Here is a 22,003-nt window from a genome sequence, read left to right as displayed (position 1 = left end):
CAATGGCCCGCATCACGCTTCGCCAATTGCTCGATCACGCCGCCGAACGCAGCTATGGCGTGCCGGCATTCAACATCAACAACATGGAACAGGGGCTTGCGATCATGGAGGCGGCGCGAGCCTCAGATGCTCCCGTGATCCTCCAGGTCTCGCGTGGCGCCCGCTCCTACGCAAACGACGTCATGCTCGCCAAGATGATGGAAGCTCTGGAAGAGATGTATCCGGACATTCCGCTCTGCATCCACCAGGATCACGGCAACAATGTCGCGACCTGCCTCACGGCGATCCAGCACGGATTCACCTCGGTCATGATGGACGGCTCGCTGAAGGAGGATGCCAAGACCCCTGCCGATTACGACTATAACGTCTCGATCACGGCAGAGGTAAGCCGCCTCGCGCACATGGTCGGCGCCTCGGTCGAAGGCGAGCTCGGCTGCCTCGGATCGCTCGAGACCGGCCACGGCGAGGCCGAGGACGGCCACGGCTTCGAAGGCGCGCTCGACCGTTCGCAACTGCTTACCGATCCGGACGAAGCCGCCCGCTTCGTCGCCGAGACCGGCGTCGATGCACTGGCCGTCGCCATCGGCACCTCGCACGGGGCATACAAGTTTACCCGCAAGCCGACCGGCGAAGTCCTCGCCATGGACGTGATCGAGAAGATCCATGAGCGGCTGCCGGACACTCATATCGTGATGCACGGCTCCTCCTCCGTGCCGCAGGAATGGCAGGACGTCTTCAACGCCCATGGCGGCCAGATGCGCGAGACCTACGGCGTCCCCGTCGAGGAGATCGTACGTGGCATCCGCTTCGGCGTGCGCAAGGTCAATATCGACACCGACCTGCGCCTTGCCGCGGCCGCTGCCTTTCGCCGCGTCGCCGACACGAGCCGCAGCGAATTCGACCCGCGCAAATTCCTGAAACCCGCCATGGACGCCATGTCGGCGGTCTGCAAGGCCCGTTTCGAGGCCTTCGGCACCGCCGGAAACGCATCCCGCATCAAGGTCGTGCCGATGCCGGAGATGGCCCGCCGCTACGCAAGCGGCTCCCTGAAACCCCAGTCTGCGCGGTCGGAAGCCGCCTGACCGCATCCATTCAGAGGAAAGGACCCCATACTATGAACGCCGACGCAAAGACAGAGATCAAGGGCCGCGAACGTTACAAGGCAGGCGTGCTGAAATACGCCCAGATGGGCTACTGGAACGGAGACTACGAGCCGAAGGACACCGACCTGATCGCGCTCTTCCGGATCACGCCGCAGGACGGCGTCGATCCGATCGAAGCGGCCGCCGCCGTTGCCGGCGAAAGCTCGACGGCCACATGGACGGTCGTCTGGACCGATCGCCTGACGGCCTGCGATCAATACCGCGCCAAGGCCTACCGGGTGGATCCGGTGCCGGGAACGCCGGGGCAGTACTTCTGCTATGTCGCCTACGACCTCATCCTCTTCGAGGAAGGGTCGATCGCGAACCTGACGGCATCGATCATCGGCAACGTCTTCTCGTTCAAGCCGCTGAAGGCGGCAAGGCTCGAGGATATGCGCCTGCCCGTCGCCTACGTGAAGACCTTCAGGGGTCCGCCGACCGGCATCGTCGTCGAGCGCGAACGGCTCGACAAGTTCGGCAAGCCGCTGCTGGGCGCCACGACCAAGCCGAAGCTCGGCTTGTCTGGCAAGAACTATGGCCGAGTCGTCTATGAGGGGCTGAAGGGCGGTCTCGACTTCATGAAGGACGACGAGAACATCAATTCGCAGCCCTTCATGCATTGGCGCGACCGCTACCTCTACTGCATGGAGGCCGTCAATCACGCTTCCGCCGTCACCGGCGAGGTGAAGGGGCACTACCTCAACATCACTGCCGGCACGATGGAGGAAATGTACCGGCGCGCCGAATTCGCCAAGGAACTCGGCTCGGTCATCGTCATGGTCGATCTCATCGTCGGTTGGACTGCTATCCAGTCAATATCGGAATGGTGCCGGCAGAACGACATGATCCTGCACATGCACCGGGCCGGTCACGGCACCTATACGCGGCAGAAGAACCACGGCATCTCCTTCCGCGTGATCGCCAAATGGCTGCGGCTCGCCGGCGTCGACCACCTGCATGCGGGCACGGCCGTAGGCAAGCTCGAGGGCGACCCGCCGACGGTGCAGGGCTATTACAATGTCTGCCGCGAAATGAAGAACGAGGTCGACCTTCCGCGCGGTCTGTTCTTCGAGCAGGACTGGGCGGACCTCAAGAAGGTCATGCCCGTCGCCTCGGGCGGCATCCATGCCGGTCAGATGCACCAGCTGCTCGATCTTTTCGGCGACGATGTCGTACTGCAGTTCGGCGGCGGCACGATCGGGCATCCGATGGGCATCCAGGCAGGGGCCACCGCCAATCGCGTCGCCCTGGAAGCCATGGTGCTTGCCCGCAACGAGGGCCGCGACATCGCCCACGAAGGTCCCGAGATCCTGCGGGCGGCGGCGAAGTGGTGCAAACCGCTGGAAGCGGCCCTCGATATCTGGGGCAATATCAGCTTCAACTACACCCCGACCGATACGTCGGATTTCGTGCCGAGCGTAACCGCGGCCTGACAGACCCTAACCTGACGGACAAGAAGAGAAGGAGAGACGACATGCGTATCACCCAGGGATGCTTCTCGTTCCTGCCGGACCTGACCGACGAGCAGATCACGGCGCAGGTGGAATATTGCCTTGGAAAGGGTTGGGCTATCGGCGTCGAGTATACCGACGACCCTCATCCCAGAAACACCTATTGGGAAATGTGGGGCAATCCGATGTTCGACCTCAAGGATGCCAAAGGCGTGATGATGGAGCTGGAGGATTGCCGCAAGGCCCATCCGCAGGACTATATCCGCCTCAACGCCTTCGATTCCAGCCGCGGCCTGGAGACGGTGACGATGTCGTTCATCGTCAACCGTCCCGAAAACGAGCCGAGTCTCAGGATGACCCGGACGGAGAGCAACGGCCGCAGCCAGCACTATCTGTGGGAAACGCAGCGATAGGAGGAGCGACAATGCTGATGCCGGATGCTCCGTCGAACACCGAAAGCCTGCCGACCTCGGTCGACCTCGCTGGGGAATACCAAGCCTCCGGCGTCGCCGAAATCCTCGACGAACTGGACCGGGAACTCGTAGGCTTGAAACCCGTGAAGCAGCGTATCCGCGAGACGGCGGCGCTGCTTCTCGTCGAGCGGGCCCGCCGTGCAATGGGCCTCAGCCATGAGCCGCCGTCGCTGCATATGAGCTTCACCGGCAACCCCGGCACCGGCAAGACGACGGTGGCGCTGCGCATGGCCAACCTGCTGCACAGGCTCGGCTATATCCGCAAGGGCCATCTGGTGTCGGTGACGCGCGACGATCTGGTCGGGCAATATATCGGCCACACCGCACCCAAGACCAAGGAGATCCTGAAGAAGGCGATGGGGGGCGTGCTCTTCATCGACGAGGCCTACTACCTCTACCGTCCCGACAACGAACGCGATTACGGCCAGGAAGCGATCGAGATCCTGCTGCAGGTGATGGAGAACAATCGCGACGACCTGGTCGTGATCCTTGCCGGCTACGCCGACCGCATGGACCGGTTTTTCGAGAGCAATCCCGGCTTCCGATCGCGCATCGCCCACCACATAGACTTCCCCGACTATGATAACGGGGAGCTTCTGTCGATCGCCGAGAGCATGCTCAGCCGGCAGGGGTACCGCTTCGACAGCAAGGCGTCTGCGGTGATGAGCGACTACATCGCGCGCCGCCGGCGCCAGCCGCATTTCGCCAATGCGCGCTCCATCCGAAACGCGCTGGACCGGGCCCGGTTGCGGCAGGCGAACCGCCTATTCGAGGAAAGCGCCGGACCGGTCGATGCCGAACAACTGTCGACCATCACGGCCCGGGACATTGCCGCGAGCCGCGTGTTCGCCACGGTCGAACCCAGTCATACGGAGACATCGCCATGAATGAGAAGACCATCATTGCGCCTTCGGTTCTATCGGCCGATTTCTCGCGGCTCGGCGAAGAGGTCGAGGCCGTGTGCCGGGCCGGTGCGGACTGGATCCATCTCGACGTGATGGACGGCCACTTCGTGCCCAACATCACCTTCGGCCCCCCGGTCATCAAGGCGCTGCGGGACCGCACCGACAAGGTGTTCGATTGCCATCTGATGATCGAACCACCCACGCCCTATCTCGGCGCTTTCGCCTGTGCCGGCTGCGACATCATCACCGTGCATGCGGAGGCGACCACGCATCTCGATCGCTCGCTGCAGGCCATCCGCGACGTCGGCTGCAAGGCGGGCGTATCGCTCAACCCCTCGACGCCGGAGAGCGTCATCGAATATGTGCTGGACCGGCTGGACCTCGTCCTCCTGATGACGGTCAATCCCGGCTTCGGCGGCCAGGATTTCATTCCGGCCGTGGTCGACAAGGTGCGGCGGGTGAAGTCGATGATCGGCGGCCGTCCGATCCACATAGAGATCGACGGCGGCGTGACGCCGGAGACCGCGCCCCTCGTTGCCGCGGCCGGGGCCGATGTGCTGGTTGCCGGCTCGGCGGTCTTCAAGGGCGGTAGCGAGGAGCACTACGCCAGGAACATCGCGGCTATCCGCGCCGCCTCCGACGGCGCCATCAGGAAGGCAGCGTGAGCCATGGCCGCTACACCACCCCTTTGTGATTTCGGCTGGCCCGCGTTCGACGCCAGGCTTCCGGGCGTCGATGGCTTCACCCACTCCATATTCAGCCAGGCCGGCCCGAAAGGGCTGGTCGTTGCCTTTATCTGCAATCACTGCCCCTATGTGAAAGCGGTCATCGCCCGGATCGTTCGGGACGCGATCGACCTCAGGGCTCATGGAATCGGCTTCGTGGCTGTTAACTCCAACGACGCCGGCAATTACCCGCAGGACTCGTTCGAAAACATGAAGCGCTTCGCTTCGCAAAATGCCCTGCCCTTTCCTTATCTCCACGACGAGGGCCAATCCGTCGCCAAGGCCTACCGCGCCGTCTGCACGCCCGATTTCTTCGGCTTCAACAAGGACATGAAGCTGCAATATCGCGGACGGCTGGACGCCTCGCGCAAGGAGATCGGTCCTGCCGATCTCAGACGCGATCTCTACGAGGCCATGGTCATGGTCGCGCTGTTCGGCAAGGGACCGGCCGAGCAGCAGCCTTCCATAGGCTGTACCATCAAATGGAAGATTTCGGCTTTTCAGGTTTGATGGACGTTCACGATCTCGCCACGCGTCTTCTGATACGCCACCATGCACGACAGCCGAGCAAAGGCTCCCTCCTTCTACCTCATCCCTGTGCTTGTCACAGAGATCCATCGGCGCCGCGTCTGCGGCGCGGGAATGTCTTTTCAACCCAAGGACTTGGTCTGGCTGGATTCCTGTGAAAAGCACAGGAATGAGGATGTAAGGATACCAAGGCAGACGAGCGCACAGGCTGGGGCCCGTCGAGAAAAACGCCTCAGCCCCCGCCCGTCGAAATGCCTCTCCAACAAGAGGCGACGGGCGGGGTCCGAGGGAGGAGACGGTCGGCTGGTGGCGCGGTGTCCCCAATGTGCAAAGGGTCAGGCCGGCAGGGCGCCGGTCTGTTTGGCGATATGCGTGGCGATCGCGTCCATCAGCGGCGGAGACAGACAATCATAGGGCTGCAGGCCGAGCTCGGTCAGCCTTGCGCGTATCTCCGGCATGCTCTCCGGGTTCACACCGCTTTCGATGATCGAAGAAACGAAGGCTGCGAATTCGGGCGGCGACCAGCCCGTTTCGTCGCTGAGTTCGGTATGGACGAAGTCGAGGCCGTAGAAGGGATGCTTGGTGTTTTCGATCCTGCCATACATGTGCGTGCCGCAATCGCGGCAGGCGTAACGCTGGATCGTCGCGCTCGGATCGACGACCTGCAGTTTTTCCGCACCTGAGGTGACGTTCACGTTGTCGCGGCCGACGACGGCGATCTGCGCGAAGATGGCACCCTCGGGTTTCCAGCACTTGGTGCAGCCGCAGGCGTGGTTGTGCGCCGTCTGCGAGCCGATCCGCACGGTCACCGGATTTGAGGCGCATTTGCATTTCAGCGTACCGCCGGCAAAGCCCGGACTGGCAGGCGGGAAGCCGTTGTCGATGGACGGATGTAGCTTGAGCATTGGTTCCTCCTCGGCTTTGAACGTCCTTCGTTCACAAGCAGGATCAGTGCAAATGCGGCTCGCGGCAATATAGCGGAAAGTGTCGGTTTTCGGCGCCGAACATCCGAATAAGGGCAGGGCTCAGCCTTTCGACCGGAGCATGGCGCGGGCTGGATTATAGCCCCAAAGGGCAGCGAGCATGAACAGGACGAAGCACGCGCCGACCCAGGCGAGAGCCGTCAGGTTGAGTTCGCCGTAAAGCGCGAAACGTATCAGTTCCACCGCGTAGGTAAACGGATTGAGAGCACAGATGTCGCGCAGAAGCGGCGAACTCTCGGCCATCTTCCACAGCGGATAAAGTGCCGAGGAAAGGAAGAACATCGGAAAGATCACGAAGTTCATGACGCCGGCGAAGTTCTCGAGTTGCCGGACGGTCGAGGATATCAGCAGGCCGAAGGCCCCGAGCATCAATCCGCTGATGACCAGGGCGGGCAGCACCGCGACATAGCCGACGGGCGGCACGGTGATGCCGGTCAGCGCAGCGATGGCCAGGAACACTGCCACCTGCAGGATGGAGACTATCACACCGGCGAGAAGCTTCGAGAACAGCAGCCACCAGCGCGGCAGGGGCGAGGTCAGCAGGAGACGCATGGATCCCATCTCCTGGTCATAGACCAGCGCCAGCGACGATTGCATGCCGTTGAAGAGCTGGATCATGCCGCAGAGCCCCGGAAGGATATAGACTTCATATGTAATATAGGTCTGGTAGGGCGGGATGATCGACACGCCCAGCGCCGCGCGGAAGCCGGCGGCAAAGACGATCAGCCAAACGAGCGGGCGCACGAGTGCCGCCAGAAACCGCCCGCGCTGGCGGACGAAGCGCAGATTTTCGCGGGTGACGATTGCGGAAAGCGCGACCAGCCATGCCTTCATGCCGGAACCTCCCGGCCCTCGGCCGTCATCGACAGGAACGCCTTGGCGAGCTCCTGCCCGCCCGCGAGTTCCGCGGCGGTACCGTCGCTCAGCACCTTGCCGCGATGCAGAACGACTACCTGGTCCTCCGGCCGGATCTCGTCGACCAGATGCGTCGCCCAGAGGACCGCAAGCCCGCTCTCGGCAAGCAGATGCACATGGTCGGTGATCGCCTGCCGGGAGGCGGCGTCCAGTCCGACCGTCGGCTCGTCGAGCAGCAATATCTGCGGCTTGTGGATCAAGGCCCGCGCGATCTCCATGCGCCGCCGGTGACCGCCGTTGAGCGCACGCACCTGCTCGTCGGCCCGCTCGGCCATGCCGAGCTGCGTCAGCGCCGCTTCGATCGCCACAGCGGCCTGCCGCCCCGACAAGCCATGAAGTCCGGCGAAATAGCGCAGGTTGCGGCGCACCGACATGTCGAGATCGAGGGTAGGCTGCTGGAACACCACCCCGATGCGTGCGAGCGCCGCACGCGGCTCGCGCGCAATGTCGAAGCCGGCCACGCCGATCGTGCCGGCCCTTGTCGCGAGCAGCCGCGTCAGAAGAGCGAAGAGCGTCGATTTGCCGGCGCCGTTCGGCCCGAGCAGTGCGCAGAAGCGGCCGGTCCTGACGGAGAAGCTGACATCGTCCAGCGCCCGGGACTTTCCGTAGCTGTAGCTGACATGGCTGATCTCGAGCCCGATCATGATGCCCTTCCCGGCGCCGCCGCAAACTCTTCTATAATCGTCGCCGGTTTCCCGGCAAGGCGGAGGTAGCGCCGGGCGAGCCGCCGCGCCTCGGCCTCCGAATGGGTCACGAGAATGACGGCAGGGGCCGTTTCCGCGATCAGCGCCTCGGTCAGGGCCAGCATGTCCTCGGCCATCGCAGGATCGAGCGACACATAGGGCTCGTCCAGGACGAGAAGCTCCGGCCGGCCGGCAAAGGCCCGCGCCAGCGCCAGCCGCCGCTGCTGGCCGAGCGACAGCTGGCCGGGAAAGAGCCCGGCCCTGTCGGCAATGCCGGTCCGCTCCAGCGCTGAGAGTGCAGCTTGCGACCCGAGTTGCGGATGCACCAATGTCAGGTTCTCGATGACGCTTCTCCACGGCAGAAGGACAGGCTCCTGGAAAACCATGGCAATGTTTTCCGGCCGGGTGATCTCGCCCTCGAAAGCGGTGTCGATGCCGGCGACGAGACGAAGCAGCGTCGACTTGCCGACGCCCGACGGACCGAGAATGGCGACCGTCTCGCCGATCTCCATCTCGAAGCGGATGTCGCGCAGGACCTCCTCTTCGCCGAATGCCTTTCGTCTGACATCGATCCTGATCACGCCGTCCTCCAGCGCCGCACCCGGCGTTCGGCCGGCTGCAGGAAGAAGGCCTCCACCAGCAGCATCACGCCGATGAAGGAAAGCGCATAGACAAGCACCATGGCGACGTTGAAAAGCTGGAAATAGAAATGGATCTGGAATCCGATCCCGCTGGAGCGGCCGAGAAACTCGACCACCAGCACGATCTTCCATATCACCGCGATGCCGGACCGGGCGGCAGCGGCAATGAAGGGCGCAAGCTGCGGCATGATCACGTGTCGCAGCCGCGCCAGCGGACGCATGCGGTAAACCGCCGCCATGGAGTCGAGGTCCGGGTCGAGCGCCCTCGCGCCCTCGCGCAGAAGCGTTGCGACATTCGGGATCTTGTTGAGCACCACCGCGGTAATGGCGGCTGTCTCGTTGAGGCCGATCCAGATGTAGCACAACACGATGAGCACGAGCGCCGGCAGGTTCAGAAACACGACTAGCCATGGGTCGAGCCATCGATCGACGGCGGCAACGCGTCCCATCAGAAAGCCGATCGCCACGCCGATCACCATGGCCGGCACGAATGCGCAGATCACGCGCCAGAGCGTCATTCCCAGGTGATAGGGCAAGGCGCCGGAACTGACCGCTTGCACGAAGGGTTCCCAGAGCGACCAGGGCTGCGGCAGGACCGACGCGTCGTCCGTGAAGCCGGCGGCCGCTATCCACAAGAGCAACAGCAGCCCCAGCGACAATGCGCGCACCAAGGCAGGATGTTGCAGCGTCTTATTCAAGGTGCAGGAACAATCCACTGGGCAGGCTTGTTGCCTTGCCGACGAGCTCTTCTCCACCAAGTTCCGCCATTAGCCGCAGAAACCGGTCGGCGGCCGCCTCGTCGATCGGCTTGCCGCTCGGAATGCCGGCGCGATAGCCGTCGCGCAGGGCAATGAATTCAGCGTCGTCGGCCGCATTCATCTTGTCCCGCAATTCCTCCCACACCTCGTCGTTCTCGCGCAGCAGATCCTTGGCCGCGCGCGAGGCCTTGTAAAGCCCCTTCACGATTTCCGGATGGGTCGCGGCATATTCGCCCTTCAACACGTAACCGAGGAGCGGCGTATCGGGATCGAGCTTGAGCGCCGCCGCAGCATCCGAGACGGAGACCAGTTCATGCATACCCTTGGCCCTCATCTTCGCGAGAAAGTGCCAGAAATTGATCGTACCCGCCGTCTCGCCCGAAAGCGCCGACTTGAAGATCAAAGGCGGAGCGCCGAACACCTGCTCGGTTTCGGCTGCAAGGTCCATGTCATGCTGCTGCCTGGCATAGGCGCGCAGGATCAGCCAGCTCTTGTCGAGCGGACCTCCGGCAATGCCGATCTTCTTGCCGGCAAGATCCGGCAGTGCCTTGATGCCGCTGTCGTCCTTGACCATCAGGCCGCCGACTGCCCGCGAATAGGGGATGAAAACATAGTCCTTGCCGGAGGCACGCTGGTTGGCCACCCAGATCCAGTCGGCCACCATGGTGTCGGCCTCGCCGCCCTCGAAGGCGACGCGCGTCGCGCCGTTGTCCGCATAGTCCTGGACCGTCAGCTCAAAACCGTTCTTGCGGTCGAATTCATGAGTCTTGATGGTGGATATTTCCCAGGTGACGGTTCCCGATGCCAGCATGGCCGCCCGCAATTGCGGCAGCTCCTCGGCTGCGGCCGCTGCCGGTCCGAATGCGAACAGGCAAGCGGCCACGATCAGTCTCAAAGTCTTCATTTCTTCCTCCCCGGAACCGCCGCTCCTGTCCCGCGGACTTCTCGGGCGACCGTTTCACTGTATGGAAATCGATACTTTCTGGCTGTCGCCGGAGGTTTCCGGAATCTTCACCTCATAGCTGCCCGGCTTGACGGCGATGAAGGACAGGGTTGCCGTCCCGGCCTCGTCGAATTCCAGACTGTCGATCGCCATTGGGCGAACTTCTATGCCGTTGACAACGATCTCGTTCATCCAGATCGCACGAAAGAACGGCGCACCGGTAATCGCCAGCTCCGCCGATCCGTCCGCCGTGATCTGCATTTCGTAGTATGCGCCGGACTGAAGCGTAATGGCACCCTTGCCGAGCGGCTTTCCGGACGCGAGCGTGATCTCGATCGGCTCGCCGCGGTTGCATTTGGCAAGCAGGCCGGCAAAGCCGAGGTCGCTGCAAAGCGGCGCGGCAACGGCCGGGCTCGCCAGAGAGAGCGCGGCGAGCGCCGCAAGAACCGATTTATGCACGATGAACTCCTCCCCGTTGATATTTGCAAATTGCACCGTTCAATCCGGCGCGACCACGACCCCCCAGGGCTGCTCGCCCACCTGAACCGAGCGGATCACCTTTTCCGCCTTCACGTCGATGATGCTGACATCATTGGAATTGCCGTTGGTGGTGATCAGGAATTCCTCGCCCGGCGTGAATGCCATCTGCCAGACCCGCTGTCCGACAAGGAGGTAATCGAGCACCTCGTCGGTCTTCCCGTCGATTACTGCGACGCGGTTTGCGGGTCCAAGCGCCACGAAGATGCGCGAGCCGTCCTTGGTGGCCTTGACGCCGACCGGCTGCAGCCATTCCGGCAGAACGCCCGGCACTTCGAAAGTGATCTTCTTGGTGATTTTCGGCTCGGCCGCCGACACGTCGATCACCGAAACCGTGCCGCCGATCTCGGCGCTGACGTAGAGCTTCTTGCCGTCTGCCGTGAATTCCGCATAGCGCGGCCGCTGGTCCACCAGCACGTTGTGCACGATTTTGTAGGTCGAGGCGTCGATGAAATGCGCCATATTGGTGGTTTCGGACGTATTGATGATCGTCTTTGCATCCGGGCTGACCGCGACGCCTTCCGGCTCGACCCCGACGGGCACCTCGGCCAGTACCTGGCGCGTCTTGACGTCCACGACGGTCACGAGATTGTCGTCCTCATTGGCGATGTAGAGCGGATTGCCCGAAGGATCGAGGGCGAAAAGCTCCGGATCCGGGCCTGACGGCAACGTGTGCAGTTCCTTATAGGTCTCGGGATCGAAAACCCGAACAGTGTCGTCATCCGACGCGCAGACGTAGAGTTCCTTGCCGTCCGGACTGATGGTGATGCCGCGCGGCCTGTTTCCGGCCGGAAACGTGGCGATCACTTCCCAGCTTTCACTGTCGAGCACGGTTATGTTGTTGCCGCGCTCGTTGCTCACGAAGACTTTGTTGGCCTCGGCCGAACCGGCAGACAGCAGAACGGCAGACACAATCGCCAGTGCGGGTCTGAGCATCTTATCCTCCAAATGCGTGACAGGCTGTCTCGGGCGCATCGATACCCAGCGTGTCGAGCGGCGAATGCTGGTGCAGGTAGCCGTCCTGCGGCGATACGGAAACGGTCACCCGGCCCTCGGTCAAAAGAACCGGCTGCCGCAACTGCCCGTTCCAGGTGCGGAAGGTCAATTTCTGGCCCTTGAACGCAGCCAGTTCGAAATCCTTGGAAAGGGCGTAGGCCCGCACGGTTGCGGGATCGGCCTTGCCGGACCGCGTCACCGCCTCCCCGATCACCCGCATCGCAAGCCATGCCTGGTAATCTTCCTCGCGCATGTAGCGGCCGGTGAGTTTTTCGAAGCGGCGCTGGAACTGGGTCGCACCCCAGGCCTCGTGAGCAGGATGCCAGGAGACCGGACGCAGGCCCGCAGAGCCGGCAACCGGCCTCGGGTCCCAGCTGTGATAGGGCAGATAGGGCGCGAAAACGCCCGCCTCGTCGGCCGCGACGATGACGTCGTATTCCTCGGCCTCCTGGGTGAAGACGGGAATTTGCTTTTGCACCATGACATGACCGGTATCCGTGCGCCGGCTGCCGCCGGTGTCGACGAACTCCCGCTCCTCGACGATCTCAGCGCCGAACTTGGCGGCCGATTTGCGATAGCTGTCGGCAAGCAGCTTGTCTTCGGGATGAGAGCCGTGGATCAGCAGGATACGCTGCCATTTCTTCCACATGAGAAACTGAACGATGCTGTCGCTGAGCATCGAACGGCTCGGCGAGACGTGCAGCACATTGGCCCGGCAGTCGGCGTCGCGCAGCCCGTCGTCGCGAGCGCCCGCATTGAAAAGCAGAACTTCCGGTCCGGCCTTGTCGGAGAGCGCCTTCAGTATGTCGCCTTCGGCGATCACCGCGATGAGCCCGATGCCTTCCGCCTTCAGCCCATCGAGCGCCGCCACTGCCTCTTCCGGCGCAACCGCCTGCGTTTTCACGGTGTAGTCCATGCCGGTGAAAGCGCCGGTGGTCCGGTTGTCCTCGTTGCCCAGCATGGCGCCGGCAAAGCCCAGGTCGGCGGGCGGCGCATCGAGCCGCGAGATCGGCGGACCGACGACACGATCGATCCGCAGCACAGCCGTCTTCACCTCCGCCGCCGGCAAGGGAGACGTGAGCAGCACCGTCGCCCAGAAAACGGCAAGCAAAAGCTTTAGGTTAGGCATTGCCGGAACGACCTCCCAATCCTCCTGACACTCCCTCGGAAATGGAGACTAGCAGCGCAGTATGGGTCGCAAAACCGATACTTAAGGAGCGTAGTTTAGCGACATGCGTGTGCTAGGCTGAATTTCATGCGGCACATCCTGACAGTCCTTGTCTCCATCCTTGTCCTGGCACTGTTGCCGGCGCTCGCTCGTGCCGCGCTGGACAAGCCGCTCACGCCGGGCGCCAAGGTAGCATTCCTCGGCATGACCTTCATCGATCTGTCGACGGAGGGCGCCTATAACGGAGTGCGCGCCGACGAGACCGCGCGGCTCGAGCTCATGGAAGGCGCAGCGCGCGACCGCTTCGTTCAGGAAGGCTTCGTCATTCTCACGAACGAGCCAGTGGCGGCCGAACTCGCCAGCACGGTCAATCCCGCCGACTGCAACGGCTGCGACCTGAGCATGGGCGAGCGGCTTGGCGCCGACTACGTGCTGGTCGGCGAAGTGCGGAAGATCTCCAACCTTATCCTATCGGTGGAGCTCGTGCTGCGCGACGTGGACTCCGGCGAGATGCTGCGCGGCCTTGCCGTCGACATCCGCTCGAACACCGACGACAGCTGGCTGCGCGGCATCCGCTACATCCTGAAAAACCACTTCTTCAAATCCTGAAGGATTCCCGATCAAGGCCCTTTGAGGTTCGGGATGACCCGCCGCGGCTTGTTTGATCTCCTCATCCCTGTGCTCGTCACAGGGATCCAGCCAGACCAAGTCCTTAGGCTGGAAGAACTCTTCCCGCGCCACGGAAGCGGAGAGATTGCAGTCCTCCGACACGTCCCCTCATTTCACCGGCCGGCGGGCTCCGGCTCGATGCGCTCCGTGGGATAGCCGGCGGCCGTCCAGCCATCGGTGCCCTGCGGATACCAGAAGACACGTGTGTAGCCATATTCCAGGGCGCGCTTTCCGGCATTCCAGGACATCCAGCAGCCGTCGAGGCAAAAGAACAGCACCGGCCGGTCCTTGTCGCCACCGGTTGCCTTTTCCAGGCCGGCGCGAAAATAGGCGTGCATGGCGTCGGCCAGCTGGCCATAGCCGACATTCGGCAGCCATAGGGCAGATGGAATGGACAGGCGCGGCTTTTCGTTCCAGACCGTCCCCTCGGGGAGATTGGTCGGCTTCGGCGGCCGCGGTAGAACGTCGATGAAAGCGACCTGACCGGTCTTCCACAATGCATGGGCAGCTTCGGTCGACACGACCGTCGCACCGGAAAGCGTCGCCGGCACCTCGGCGCGGTACTCGCTCTCGCGGTAGCCGGCAGGCTCCTCGGCCGCCGCCGCCGGGAAGGCGGCAAGCAGGAGCAGGACCAGCGAATGGAGCCGCAGGCGGGTCATTGCTGCGCCTCGAGCGGGCCGGTTCCCATGTCGTTCAGGAGCGGCACGCCGGCATCGGCGAGGATCGCGTTGATCTCGGACTGATTTCGACGAATGAGAGAATTGAGCTTGCGCTCCCAGACCTTCTCGCCTTGCCGCACGCCCATCGTGATGCGGTAGAAGAGCTTTGGCGGCGTGGTCTCCGACAGAAGCGGGGTCGCCTTCAGCTTCGGGTGGCTTGCCTTGACGAGCGGACCGCCGATCGGCCCCCAGAGGATGGCTGCGTCGAGGGCGCCGGATTCCAGGTCGGCGAGCATGTCGTCGGCCGGATCCTCGTAGCGCCGGTCGACCATCAAATGATAGCCTTTGGCCTTAGGCAGCAGTCCGTTTCTCGCCATATGCGTCGCCGGCGGCGTTCCCGCGACGATGCCGATCCGCTTGTCCTTGAGAAGAGGGTCGGCAAGCGTCGTGACACCGCCCAGGGGACCTTCCGAGGCAACGATCAGCACATAGGACGATGTATAGTAATGGTTGGTGTTCAGGACCAGCTCATCGCCCTGGGCAAAACCGATGACCACGTCGCAGGCATTGGCCTGCAGGGTCTTGCGCACGAAGCCCGTCGCCATCGGAAACCAGGTGTACTCCACCGGCAAACCGAGCTTGGATGCCATCAGTTCGGCGATCCTGTTCTCGTAGCCCTTACCCGAACGATCCGACATCGGCAGATTGGCCGGATCGGCACAGACTCGAAACGCCGTCTTCGAAACAAGATCCGATGTCTGGGCCGCCGCCTGCTGAGAGCCGGCGGCCGCCATGAGAGCGCCGGCGGCTGCCAGGAGGCTACTCGTGACCGAGACAAGCCGTTTCAGCTTCCTTGATCGCATCGGATTTCGCTTCCTTCTTGGCCGGACGTCCCCGCGGCAGCGCATCGGCTCCGCGCGCTTTCAGATAGACGTAGATGTCGTCGAGATAACACATCACGTTGACGTTCTCGCCGAAGGCAGGCATCACCGAGTTCTCGGCAGCGTTCACCTTCTTGCGCCCGTTCGTGACGACATCGACGAAATCGTAGTAGTCCATGTTGATCGCGGAGGTCTTCAAGGCCGGCGCATAGCTCGACCCCTCGCCCTCCGGGCCATGACAGACGTGACATTCCGAGTGGTAGCGGCGAAAGCCCGAATAGGTGAGCCAGTCGACCGTGCCGTCCTCGGCGATCTTGAAAGTGGGAACGTCGTCGGCGGTGTAGTAGCGCCCGTTTTCGTCGCGCACAGCGGTGATGTTGTCCTTTGGCGCATCGTCTGCGCCTGCGGCGCTCGCCATAAACGTCAAAAAGGCGAGGATCATCGGTACGGCTGGTCTTGATCTGGTCATCTTGCGTCCTTTGGGGGCTGGTATGAGTTGGCGCGGGCTTTATGAGCCCGCGCCAACTCCCGGGCGAAGTTTGCCCCTTACTCCGGCAGCTTGAACACGGTGAGCGTGCCGCCGAGTGCGGTGTAGTTGCTGAGGGCCGAGTAGCCGCCGACGGCTCCCAGACCTTCAGTCGGGTTGGTCAGGCCCGCTGCCAGACCGATACCGGCCCAGCCGCCGACACCGGAGAGCACCGCTACGTACTGCTTGCCTTCACGGGCATAGGTCATCACGTTGCCGATCACCCCGGAAGGCGTCTTGAAGCGATAGAGCTCCTTGCCGGTTGCCGCGTCGACCGCCTTGAGATAGCCCTCGAGCGTTCCGTAGAAGACCACATCGCCGGCTGTCGCCAGAGCGCCGGACCAGACCGAGAAAGGCTCCGGCAGAGACCACTTGATCTTGCCTTCCTTGTTGTCCCAGGCAATGAAATTGCCCATGCCGCCGTGGCTGTCCTTCGGCGGGTACATCGAAAGCGTGGCCCCGACATAGGGCTGGCCGGCGGTGTAGCTTACCCGGAACGGCTCGTAGTCCATGCAGACGTGGTTGGTGGGCACATAGAACAGCTCGGTCTTAGGCGAATAGGCCGCAGGCTGCTGGTCCTTGGTGCCGAGTGCCGCCGGGCAGACGCCGGTGGTGTTGGTGTCTTCGCCGTTTTGCTCGGTCGAATACTGTGCCACGACCTGAGGCCGACCGTATTTGTCGGACTTCGGATCCATGACCACTTCAGTTGCCCAGTTGACCGTGGGATCGTATTTCTCGGCCACGAGCAGTTCGCCAGTGACGCGGTCCATCGTATAGCCGAAGCCGTTCCGGTCGAAGTGGGTCAGCAGCTTGCGGTCCTTACCGTCGATCTGCTGTTCCGTCAGGATCATCTCGTTGACGCCGTCATAGTCCCATTCGTCATGGGGCGTCATCTGATAGAGCCATTTGGCCATGCCGGTATCGACATCACGCGCGAAGATGGTCATCGACCACCGATTGTCGCCCGGCCGCTGGGTCGGGTTCCAGGTCGAAGGGTTGCCGGTTCCGTAGTATACCAGATTTTCTTCCGGATCGTAGGAGTACCAGCCCCAGGTCGTGCCGCCGCCGATCTTCCACTGATCGCCTTCCCAGGTGGTGAGGCCGGAGTCCTTGCCGACCGGCTTGCCCAGATGGGTGGTCTTTTCAGGATCGATCAGCGTATCGCTGTCCGGCCCCATGGAGTAACCACGCCACAGGACCTTCCCGTCTGCCATCGAATAGGCCGTCACGTGACCGCGGACGCCGAACTCGCCGCCGGATATGCCGACGAGAATCTTGTCCTTCACCGGCATGACGGTGGCGGTATTCGTCTCGCCCTTGGTAGCATCGCCGTTCTTGACGCTCCAGATGACTTTGCCGGTCTTGGCGTCGAGTGCCACGACTGTCGTATCGGCCTGATGCAGGAAGATCTTGTTATCCGCATAGGCCACGCCGCGATTGACGGTGTCGCAACACATCACCGGGATCACGTTCGGATCCTGCTTCGGCTCGTATTTCCAGACGATCTGGCCATCCTTGCTGAGATCCAGCGCGTAGACCGTGTTCGGGAACGGCGTATGGACGTACATCAGGTCGCCGATGACGAGCGGCGAACCTTCGTGACCACGCAGAACGCCGGTCGAGAAGGTCCAGGCAACCTGAAGTTTGCCTACGTTGTCCTTGTTGATCTGGTCGAGCTTGGAGTAGCGCAGGTTGGCATAATCGCCGGTCTGGATGGCCCATTGATTGGGGTCATCGATGAGCTTCTGCAACTCATCGTTGGCGAAAGCGACCTGTGCACCGCCGCCTATCGACATAATGGCAAGCATTGTAAGAAGTCGTTTCATTTCATCCTCCTCTTGGGTGCTGCCGATAGGGCCGTTGAACCCGCTCGCTCCGGGAAAACCTCGCGGTCTCCTCATCTCCCGGTATCGGCTTGCGACTCTGCCCCTGCCGCTGGAGAAAGCTCCGTCTGCTACAGGGGTACCTTGCTTCTGTCCTTGTTTTCGCCTCCTCCTCTTCGATCAGGGAAAGGTTGCCAGATACGCGATTATATCGGCGCGCTCCTGATCCTTGCGCAGACCCGCAAAGGTCATCTTGGTGCCGGGTAGGAAGCCCTTCGGACTCGTCAGAAACTCAGCGATCTTCTCCGGCGTCCAGGTAAGCCCTGCCTCGGCCGCCTTGCTCATCGCCGGCGAGTAGGCGTAGCCTTCGGCTTTGCCGGCCGACCGGCCGATTATCCCGTTCAGCAAGGGTCCGGTCTTCGATTTGGCATCCGGACCGACGGCGTGACAGGCCTGACACTTGCGGAAGACTTTCTCGCCTGCCCCGGGATCTCCGACCGAGGGATCCAGGGCAAGAGCCGGCGCAGCAGCGCCAAGAGTTCCACCGAACAGGACGAAAGCGGTCAGCAGGGTACCAAGTCTAAAAGCCATTCTTTCCTCTCCCTTACGCGGCGTTCAGCCGCTCTGCATGCCAGCGCACGTGGTCCTCGCCGAAGCTCGCCACGAAATAATAGCTGTGATCGTAACCCGCCTGCAGCCGGACCACGCCGGCCTGCCGCCGCTCCGCCAGCAAGCGGGCCATCGCCTCGGGCTGCAGCTCGTCCAGAAACTGGTCCGCAGCGCCCTGATCGATCAGGATATCGCCATGCCAGCCGAGCTCGCCGAGAAGCAGGCAGGCGTCATAGCTGCCCCAGTCGGCCTCGTCGTCGCCGAGATAGGCCGAGAACTGCTTGCGCCCCCAGTCCGACCGGGTCGGATTCACGATCGGCGCGAAGGCCGAAACGGAGCGGAACAATTCCGGATTGCGGAAGGCGATCGTCAGCGCGCCGTGGCCGCCCATCGAGTGCCCGGTAATGCCGTTGACGCCGTTGAGCGGCAACTGCTCCTGCAGAAGGGCGGGCAATTCGGTGACGATATAATCATACATGCGATAGTGCGGCGACCAGGGCTTCTGCGTCGCATTGACATAGAAGCCCGCACCCTGACCGAGATCATAAGCCTCGTCGTCAGCCACGCCCTCGCCGCGCGGCGAGGTGTCGGGGAAAACCAGCGCCAGCCCCTGCTCGGCCGCGTGCCGCTGCAGGCCCGCCTTGATCATGGCGTTCTCATGCGTGCATGTCAGGCCCGAGAGATACCACAGGAGCGGTACCGAACGCGTCCGCGCCTGTGGCGGCATGTAGAGGCCGAATGTCATCTCGACGCCGCAAACCTCGGAGGCGTGGCGGTAGACCGACTGGGTTCCGCCGAAACATTGGCTTTGCGTTACGAGTTCCATCTTCGCGCTCAATAGAGGACCACGCTTCGAATGCTCTCGCCGGAATGCATGAGCTCGAAACCCTTGTTGATGTCCTCGAGCGGCATGGTGTGGGTGATCATCGGATCGATCTCGATCTTGCCCTCCATGTACCAGTCGACGATCTTCGGCACGTCGGTGCGGCCGCGCGCGCCGCCAAACGCGGTGCCCATCCAGGTGCGGCCGGTGACGAGCTGGAACGGCCTGGTCGAAATCTCCTGGCCGGCGCCGGCGACGCCGATGATCACCGACTTGCCCCAGCCGCGATGCGAGGCTTCGAGCGCCTGGCGCATGACCTTGGTGTTGCCGGTGCAGTCGAAGGTGTAGTCGGCGCCGCCGATCTGGTCGGCACCGCGCTTCGTCAGGTTGACGAGATAGGGGACGATGTCGTCGCCGACCTCCTTCGGATTGACGAAGTGGGTCATGCCGAACTTTTCGCCCCAGGGCTTCTTGTCGTTGTTGAGGTCGACGCCGATGATCATGTCGGCGCCGGCAAGGCGAAGCCCCTGGATGACGTTGAGGCCGATGCCGCCGAGACCGAAGACGATGGCGGTGGCGCCGATCTCGACCTTGGCGGTGTTGATCACCGCGCCGATGCCGGTGGTGACGCCGCAGCCGATATAGCAGATCTTGTCGAAGGGGGCGTCCGGATTGACCTTGGCGAGCGCGATCTCCGGCAGCACGGTGAAGTTCGAAAAGGTCGAGCAGCCCATATAATGGTGGATCTTGTCGCCGTTGATCGAGAACCGCGAGCTGCCGTCCGGCATCAGCCCTTGCCCCTGGGTGGCGCGGATGGCGGTGCACAGATTGGTCTTGCGGCTGAGGCAGGAGGGGCAGGAGCGGCATTCCGGCGTATAGAGCGGGATGACGTGGTCGCCCTTCTTCACCGAGGTGACGCCGGGGCCGACATCGACGACGATGCCGGCGCCCTCATGACCGAGGATCGCCGGGAACAGCCCCTCCGGATCGGCCCCCGACAGCGTGAAATCGTCGGTATGGCAGATGCCGGTCGCCTTCACCTCGACCAGCACCTCGCCGGCCCGCGGACCTTCGAGCTCGACTTCGGTCACGACAAGGGGTTTTCCGGCCTGAACGGCCAGAGCAGCGCGAGTGCGCATGGATGCCTCCGGTACTACGTTATGTCAGCGGCCTTGTGAGGCCTTGTGCACAGATTACAGACGGGCCAAAGCACAAAGACAATTGCGACCTTAGTGTGTAAAACGCGACCTTTGGCTTCTCCCCCGGTCACCCTATACTGACACCGGTGAGAACACGGAGACATCAAGGATGAGAGTCGCCTGTCATGCGCTTCGCCGGATGCGCGGTTTGCCGCTCAATCTGGCGCTAGGGCTGGCGCTTTGCCTGACGCAAGCCCCCGGCATCGCAGGAGCAATGGATTTTTCCGATCCCGACTGGCCCTGTATCCAGCGCAAGGTCGAGAACCTGTCGGCGAGCCTGATGTGGCCCGCGCCGGTGACCCGCACGCCTCTTTCGCCCGAAGCAACCGATCTCGTGGAAGCATTGTCGCTTCGCCGGGTCAGCCTGGAAGAGGCCGACGCGCATGTCAGGGCTTTCGTCGAGCGGAACAAGCAGGCCGACGGTCAACTTCTCGGCAACATCTTCTACGGCGTGTTCGACAATATCGCCGAGACCCGACAGCGGCTGATCGCCGGGATAGCCCGATATTCCCGCAGCCAGATCGCGCTCTCGTCGCGCATCGAAGGCGCGCGCGTCGAGATGGCGAAGCTCTCGCGGGAGAAAAGCCCCGATTTCGACCGTATCGACAAGCTGGAGGAACAGATCGACTGGGACGAGCGCATTTATCGCGATCGCTCGCAGGCGCTCACCTATGTCTGCGAAACGCCGGTGCTTCTGGAAAAACGCGCCTATGCCATCGCACAGATGCTGCTGAAGCATGTGCCTGATTGACGCCTGAACGCATCGGATCTGCGCATCGTGCCTCCCGAGAGGATCAATTCCGCATTTGTCACCCCGCTAGCGCTTTGAAACTACGCACTTCCCGCACGGGAAACCGTCACACTTTCGCGGGAGTGGCTCTAAGGATCCCATTCCATCTCCGTATAGGCTGCCGTGGCGTTTTGCGGGTTCAAGAGATCGAACAGGCGCCATCGGCCCGATTCGCTTTGACCGATGACCTCGTTTGCTTCCCCGAGCGCCAGGCCGTCGTCGAGCGCTTTCTTCGTATCGGACTCCAGAACACGCAGGTAGCGTTCGAGCGGCGCGGCGGCCTGCGGCCAGTCGAGCAGCGGCCCTCCATGGCCCGGCACGACCTTCGGCGCGCCGAGGTCCTTCATTTCGGAAAGAACGGCGAGCCAGCCGCGCAGCGAACCGTCGAGGGCTGGCGCGTGCCTGTCGAACAGAAGATCGCCGGCGAAAAGGATACCGGACGTCCGGTCGAAGACAGTGAGGTCGGTAGAGGTGTGCGCCGTTGGCCAGGCGCGCAGCTCCAGCACCCTGCCGCCGAGGTCGATCGCCTCCTGCTGCGCTATCGTCCGATCCGGCGCGACTATGCGGCTGCCCAGGAAGGCCGCCTCGCCGATCCGACGGGCGTAGCTTGCGCGATAGTCTTCGGCGCGGTCGGAGAGCGCACGCGGCAAATTCGCCTGGCCGAGCACTGCCGCGCCTGCCTCGCGGAGCGGCTCGGCGCCGAAGACGTGGTCCGGATGCATATGCGTCAGGACCAGATGGCTGATCGGCAGGCGACTTCGTTCGCGGATCGCCAGATAGATCTCTTCTCCGAGCTTGCGCGCGCCGCCGGAATCGATCACGGCGATGCTGCGCGACCCTACGACGAAGCCAAAGTTGGACACGTCGCCGCCGTTTTCCGCATCCGGCTCCGCCACCCGGCCGCGATGCAGGAAGACCCCTGGGGCCGCCTCGCTGAAGGAAAGAGCCGACTTCGGCCTCGGGGCACAAAATGGCGGCTTCTCGGTCCAGTCGTCCGGCTTGCGTATGACGGAGTGCAACGCATGCTCGCACCCCGCTTTCGTCTCCGCCGCAAAGCCGGGCAGCAATGCCGCCCGGCACATCTCGCTCGGCGGCGCGTCAGGAACGGCTGCAGCAAGGATGCACATCGTCACGAATGCTTCGAACACCTCGAGCCCCCGGCATTTTCGAAAAAGT

The 22,003-nt window shown here is 62.9% G+C and carries 25 protein-coding genes; 8 read left to right on the top strand and 17 right to left on the bottom strand.

All coding sequences use genetic code 11. The features are described 5' to 3' along the window. Positions 1-2 precede the first annotated feature (2 nt). Genes fba through M1D43_RS18025 form a run of 6 tightly spaced genes read left to right on the top strand, consistent with a single transcriptional unit; the run spans position 3 to position 5,206 of the window. A complete protein-coding gene (fba, locus tag M1D43_RS18050) occupies positions 3-1,082 on the top strand; it encodes a class II fructose-bisphosphate aldolase (RefSeq protein WP_010975101.1) in 1,080 nt (359 codons plus the stop codon). Positions 1,083-1,114: 32 nt separating this feature from the next. After that, positions 1,115-2,575 (top strand): form I ribulose bisphosphate carboxylase large subunit, encoded by a 1,461-nt coding sequence (locus tag M1D43_RS18045; protein ID WP_010975100.1) that lies wholly within the window; start codon positions 1,115-1,117, stop codon positions 2,573-2,575. Between the two features lie 41 nt (positions 2,576-2,616). Beyond that, a complete protein-coding gene (locus M1D43_RS18040; RefSeq protein ID WP_027989161.1) occupies positions 2,617-3,006 on the top strand; it encodes a ribulose bisphosphate carboxylase small subunit in 390 nt (129 codons plus the stop codon). Positions 3,007-3,017: 11 nt separating this feature from the next. Further along, positions 3,018-3,953: a CbbX protein gene (cbbX, locus tag M1D43_RS18035; RefSeq protein WP_010975098.1), complete on the top strand. Its 936-nt coding sequence runs from the start codon at positions 3,018-3,020 to the stop codon at positions 3,951-3,953. After that, complete coding sequence (gene rpe / locus M1D43_RS18030; RefSeq protein ID WP_014527581.1) at positions 3,950-4,636, top strand: ribulose-phosphate 3-epimerase; 687 nt, start codon at positions 3,950-3,952, stop codon at positions 4,634-4,636. Before cbbX ends, rpe begins: the two co-directional genes overlap by 4 nt. 3 nt (positions 4,637-4,639) lie before the next feature. Then, positions 4,640-5,206, top strand: coding sequence for a thioredoxin family protein (locus M1D43_RS18025; protein WP_014530810.1), 567 nt, complete (start codon positions 4,640-4,642; stop codon positions 5,204-5,206). Positions 5,207-5,559: 353 nt separating this feature from the next. On the opposite strand, the gene gfa is transcribed toward M1D43_RS18025, so the two are convergent. The 9 genes from gfa to M1D43_RS17980 all read right to left on the bottom strand — a co-directional run bounded on the left by gfa (position 5,560) and on the right by M1D43_RS17980 (position 12,809). Next, complete coding sequence (gene gfa, locus M1D43_RS18020; RefSeq protein ID WP_010975095.1) at positions 5,560-6,129, bottom strand: S-(hydroxymethyl)glutathione synthase; 570 nt, start codon at positions 6,127-6,129, stop codon at positions 5,560-5,562. Positions 6,130-6,249: 120 nt separating this feature from the next. After that, the gene (locus M1D43_RS18015) at positions 6,250-7,041 is read right to left on the bottom strand and encodes an ABC transporter permease (protein WP_003528734.1); all 792 of its coding nucleotides are present in this window, start codon (positions 7,039-7,041) and stop codon (positions 6,250-6,252) included. Then, positions 7,038-7,766: an ABC transporter ATP-binding protein gene (locus tag M1D43_RS18010; protein WP_027989160.1), complete on the bottom strand. Its 729-nt coding sequence runs from the start codon at positions 7,764-7,766 to the stop codon at positions 7,038-7,040. The genes M1D43_RS18015 and M1D43_RS18010 overlap by 4 nt, the downstream gene beginning before the upstream one ends. Then, a complete protein-coding gene (locus M1D43_RS18005) occupies positions 7,763-8,386 on the bottom strand; it encodes an ABC transporter ATP-binding protein (RefSeq protein WP_014527583.1) in 624 nt (207 codons plus the stop codon). The genes M1D43_RS18010 and M1D43_RS18005 overlap by 4 nt, the downstream gene beginning before the upstream one ends. Next, the gene (locus M1D43_RS18000; protein WP_014527584.1) at positions 8,383-9,144 is read right to left on the bottom strand and encodes an ABC transporter permease; all 762 of its coding nucleotides are present in this window, start codon (positions 9,142-9,144) and stop codon (positions 8,383-8,385) included. The genes M1D43_RS18005 and M1D43_RS18000 overlap by 4 nt, the downstream gene beginning before the upstream one ends. Beyond that, positions 9,137-10,108, bottom strand: coding sequence for an ABC transporter substrate-binding protein (locus M1D43_RS17995; protein WP_014527585.1), 972 nt, complete (start codon positions 10,106-10,108; stop codon positions 9,137-9,139). The genes M1D43_RS18000 and M1D43_RS17995 overlap by 8 nt, the downstream gene beginning before the upstream one ends. A 54-nt stretch (positions 10,109-10,162) precedes the next feature. Continuing rightward, the gene (locus M1D43_RS17990; protein ID WP_014527586.1) at positions 10,163-10,606 is read right to left on the bottom strand and encodes a cupredoxin domain-containing protein; all 444 of its coding nucleotides are present in this window, start codon (positions 10,604-10,606) and stop codon (positions 10,163-10,165) included. Positions 10,607-10,645: 39 nt separating this feature from the next. After that, positions 10,646-11,620, bottom strand: a complete 975-nt coding sequence (locus M1D43_RS17985) for a YVTN family beta-propeller repeat protein (RefSeq protein ID WP_014527587.1) — start codon at positions 11,618-11,620, stop codon at positions 10,646-10,648. A 1-nt stretch (position 11,621) separates the two neighbouring features. Beyond that, positions 11,622-12,809 (bottom strand): ABC transporter substrate-binding protein, encoded by a 1,188-nt coding sequence (locus tag M1D43_RS17980; RefSeq protein ID WP_010975089.1) that lies wholly within the window; start codon positions 12,807-12,809, stop codon positions 11,622-11,624. A 126-nt stretch (positions 12,810-12,935) separates the two neighbouring features. Here M1D43_RS17980 and M1D43_RS17975 point away from each other — a divergent pair, with 126 nt between their 5' ends. Then, the gene (locus tag M1D43_RS17975; RefSeq protein WP_010975088.1) at positions 12,936-13,457 is read left to right on the top strand and encodes a DUF3280 domain-containing protein; all 522 of its coding nucleotides are present in this window, start codon (positions 12,936-12,938) and stop codon (positions 13,455-13,457) included. Positions 13,458-13,630: 173 nt separating this feature from the next. Here the strand turns inward: M1D43_RS17975 and M1D43_RS17970 are convergent, their stop codons facing one another. The 7 genes from M1D43_RS17970 to M1D43_RS17940 all read right to left on the bottom strand — a co-directional run bounded on the left by M1D43_RS17970 (position 13,631) and on the right by M1D43_RS17940 (position 19,977). Continuing rightward, entirely contained in the window at positions 13,631-14,176 is a 546-nt protein-coding gene (locus tag M1D43_RS17970; protein ID WP_498814348.1) for a PQQ-dependent catabolism-associated CXXCW motif protein, read from the bottom strand. Beyond that, a complete protein-coding gene (locus tag M1D43_RS17965; protein WP_014527590.1) occupies positions 14,173-15,039 on the bottom strand; it encodes a substrate-binding domain-containing protein in 867 nt (288 codons plus the stop codon). Before M1D43_RS17965 ends, M1D43_RS17970 begins: the two co-directional genes overlap by 4 nt. Next, positions 14,996-15,526 carry a c-type cytochrome, methanol metabolism-related gene (locus M1D43_RS17960; protein WP_027988613.1) on the bottom strand — a complete coding sequence of 177 codons (531 nt, stop codon included), beginning with the start codon at positions 15,524-15,526 and terminating at the stop codon, positions 14,996-14,998. Before M1D43_RS17960 ends, M1D43_RS17965 begins: the two co-directional genes overlap by 44 nt. Before the next feature lie 77 nt (positions 15,527-15,603). Beyond that, positions 15,604-17,409, bottom strand: a complete 1,806-nt coding sequence (gene xoxF5, locus M1D43_RS17955; protein WP_010975084.1) for a lanthanide-dependent methanol dehydrogenase XoxF5 — start codon at positions 17,407-17,409, stop codon at positions 15,604-15,606. Positions 17,410-17,586: 177 nt separating this feature from the next. Beyond that, positions 17,587-17,997, bottom strand: coding sequence for a c-type cytochrome (locus M1D43_RS17950; protein WP_010975083.1), 411 nt, complete (start codon positions 17,995-17,997; stop codon positions 17,587-17,589). Between the two features lie 13 nt (positions 17,998-18,010). Continuing rightward, entirely contained in the window at positions 18,011-18,841 is an 831-nt protein-coding gene (fghA, locus tag M1D43_RS17945; protein ID WP_013850139.1) for an S-formylglutathione hydrolase, read from the bottom strand. Between the two features lie 8 nt (positions 18,842-18,849). Then, on the bottom strand, positions 18,850-19,977 hold the full coding sequence (locus M1D43_RS17940) for an S-(hydroxymethyl)glutathione dehydrogenase/class III alcohol dehydrogenase (protein WP_010975081.1): 1,128 nt from the start codon (positions 19,975-19,977) through the stop codon (positions 18,850-18,852). 169 nt (positions 19,978-20,146) lie between these two features. Between M1D43_RS17940 and M1D43_RS17935 the strand changes: the two genes are divergently transcribed. Further along, positions 20,147-20,788 carry a hypothetical protein gene (locus M1D43_RS17935; protein WP_010975080.1) on the top strand — a complete coding sequence of 214 codons (642 nt, stop codon included), beginning with the start codon at positions 20,147-20,149 and terminating at the stop codon, positions 20,786-20,788. A gap of 128 nt (positions 20,789-20,916) precedes the next feature. On the opposite strand, the gene M1D43_RS17930 is transcribed toward M1D43_RS17935, so the two are convergent. Next, positions 20,917-21,975, bottom strand: coding sequence for a quinoprotein relay system zinc metallohydrolase 2 (locus tag M1D43_RS17930; protein ID WP_013850141.1), 1,059 nt, complete (start codon positions 21,973-21,975; stop codon positions 20,917-20,919). Positions 21,976-22,003 lie beyond the last annotated feature (28 nt).

This window comes from Ensifer sp. R1-3 (genome assembly GCF_056739175.1).
The sequence above is the reverse complement of the archived record's forward strand: the minus strand, read 5'-3'. Positions and strand labels throughout refer to the sequence as shown.

What these genes read in the sequence shown, in the direction of transcription:
- fba (WP_010975101.1), top strand. Translation starts at nt 3, where the DNA reads ATGGCCCGCATCACGCTTCGCCAATTGCTCGATCACGCCGCCGAACGC.
- M1D43_RS18045 (WP_010975100.1), top strand. Translation starts at nt 1,115, where the DNA reads ATGAACGCCGACGCAAAGACAGAGATCAAGGGCCGCGAACGTTACAAG.
- M1D43_RS18040 (WP_027989161.1), top strand. Translation starts at nt 2,617, where the DNA reads ATGCGTATCACCCAGGGATGCTTCTCGTTCCTGCCGGACCTGACCGAC.
- cbbX (WP_010975098.1), top strand. Translation starts at nt 3,018, where the DNA reads ATGCTGATGCCGGATGCTCCGTCGAACACCGAAAGCCTGCCGACCTCG.
- rpe (WP_014527581.1), top strand. Translation starts at nt 3,950, where the DNA reads ATGAATGAGAAGACCATCATTGCGCCTTCGGTTCTATCGGCCGATTTC.
- M1D43_RS18025 (WP_014530810.1), top strand. Translation starts at nt 4,640, where the DNA reads ATGGCCGCTACACCACCCCTTTGTGATTTCGGCTGGCCCGCGTTCGAC.
- gfa (WP_010975095.1), bottom strand. Translation starts at nt 6,129, where the DNA reads ATGCTCAAGCTACATCCGTCCATCGACAACGGCTTCCCGCCTGCCAGT.
- M1D43_RS18015 (WP_003528734.1), bottom strand. Translation starts at nt 7,041, where the DNA reads ATGAAGGCATGGCTGGTCGCGCTTTCCGCAATCGTCACCCGCGAAAAT.
- M1D43_RS18010 (WP_027989160.1), bottom strand. Translation starts at nt 7,766, where the DNA reads ATGATCGGGCTCGAGATCAGCCATGTCAGCTACAGCTACGGAAAGTCC.
- M1D43_RS17995 (WP_014527585.1), bottom strand. Translation starts at nt 10,108, where the DNA reads ATGAAGACTTTGAGACTGATCGTGGCCGCTTGCCTGTTCGCATTCGGA.
- M1D43_RS17985 (WP_014527587.1), bottom strand. Translation starts at nt 11,620, where the DNA reads ATGCTCAGACCCGCACTGGCGATTGTGTCTGCCGTTCTGCTGTCTGCC.
- M1D43_RS17980 (WP_010975089.1), bottom strand. Translation starts at nt 12,809, where the DNA reads ATGCCTAACCTAAAGCTTTTGCTTGCCGTTTTCTGGGCGACGGTGCTG.
- M1D43_RS17975 (WP_010975088.1), top strand. Translation starts at nt 12,936, where the DNA reads ATGCGGCACATCCTGACAGTCCTTGTCTCCATCCTTGTCCTGGCACTG.
- M1D43_RS17970 (WP_498814348.1), bottom strand. Translation starts at nt 14,176, where the DNA reads ATGACCCGCCTGCGGCTCCATTCGCTGGTCCTGCTCCTGCTTGCCGCC.
- M1D43_RS17965 (WP_014527590.1), bottom strand. Translation starts at nt 15,039, where the DNA reads ATGCGATCAAGGAAGCTGAAACGGCTTGTCTCGGTCACGAGTAGCCTC.
- M1D43_RS17960 (WP_027988613.1), bottom strand. Translation starts at nt 15,526, where the DNA reads ATGACCAGATCAAGACCAGCCGTACCGATGATCCTCGCCTTTTTGACG.
- xoxF5 (WP_010975084.1), bottom strand. Translation starts at nt 17,409, where the DNA reads ATGAAACGACTTCTTACAATGCTTGCCATTATGTCGATAGGCGGCGGT.
- M1D43_RS17950 (WP_010975083.1), bottom strand. Translation starts at nt 17,997, where the DNA reads ATGGCTTTTAGACTTGGTACCCTGCTGACCGCTTTCGTCCTGTTCGGT.
- fghA (WP_013850139.1), bottom strand. Translation starts at nt 18,841, where the DNA reads ATGGAACTCGTAACGCAAAGCCAATGTTTCGGCGGAACCCAGTCGGTC.
- M1D43_RS17940 (WP_010975081.1), bottom strand. Translation starts at nt 19,977, where the DNA reads ATGCGCACTCGCGCTGCTCTGGCCGTTCAGGCCGGAAAACCCCTTGTC.
- M1D43_RS17935 (WP_010975080.1), top strand. Translation starts at nt 20,147, where the DNA reads ATGAGAGTCGCCTGTCATGCGCTTCGCCGGATGCGCGGTTTGCCGCTC.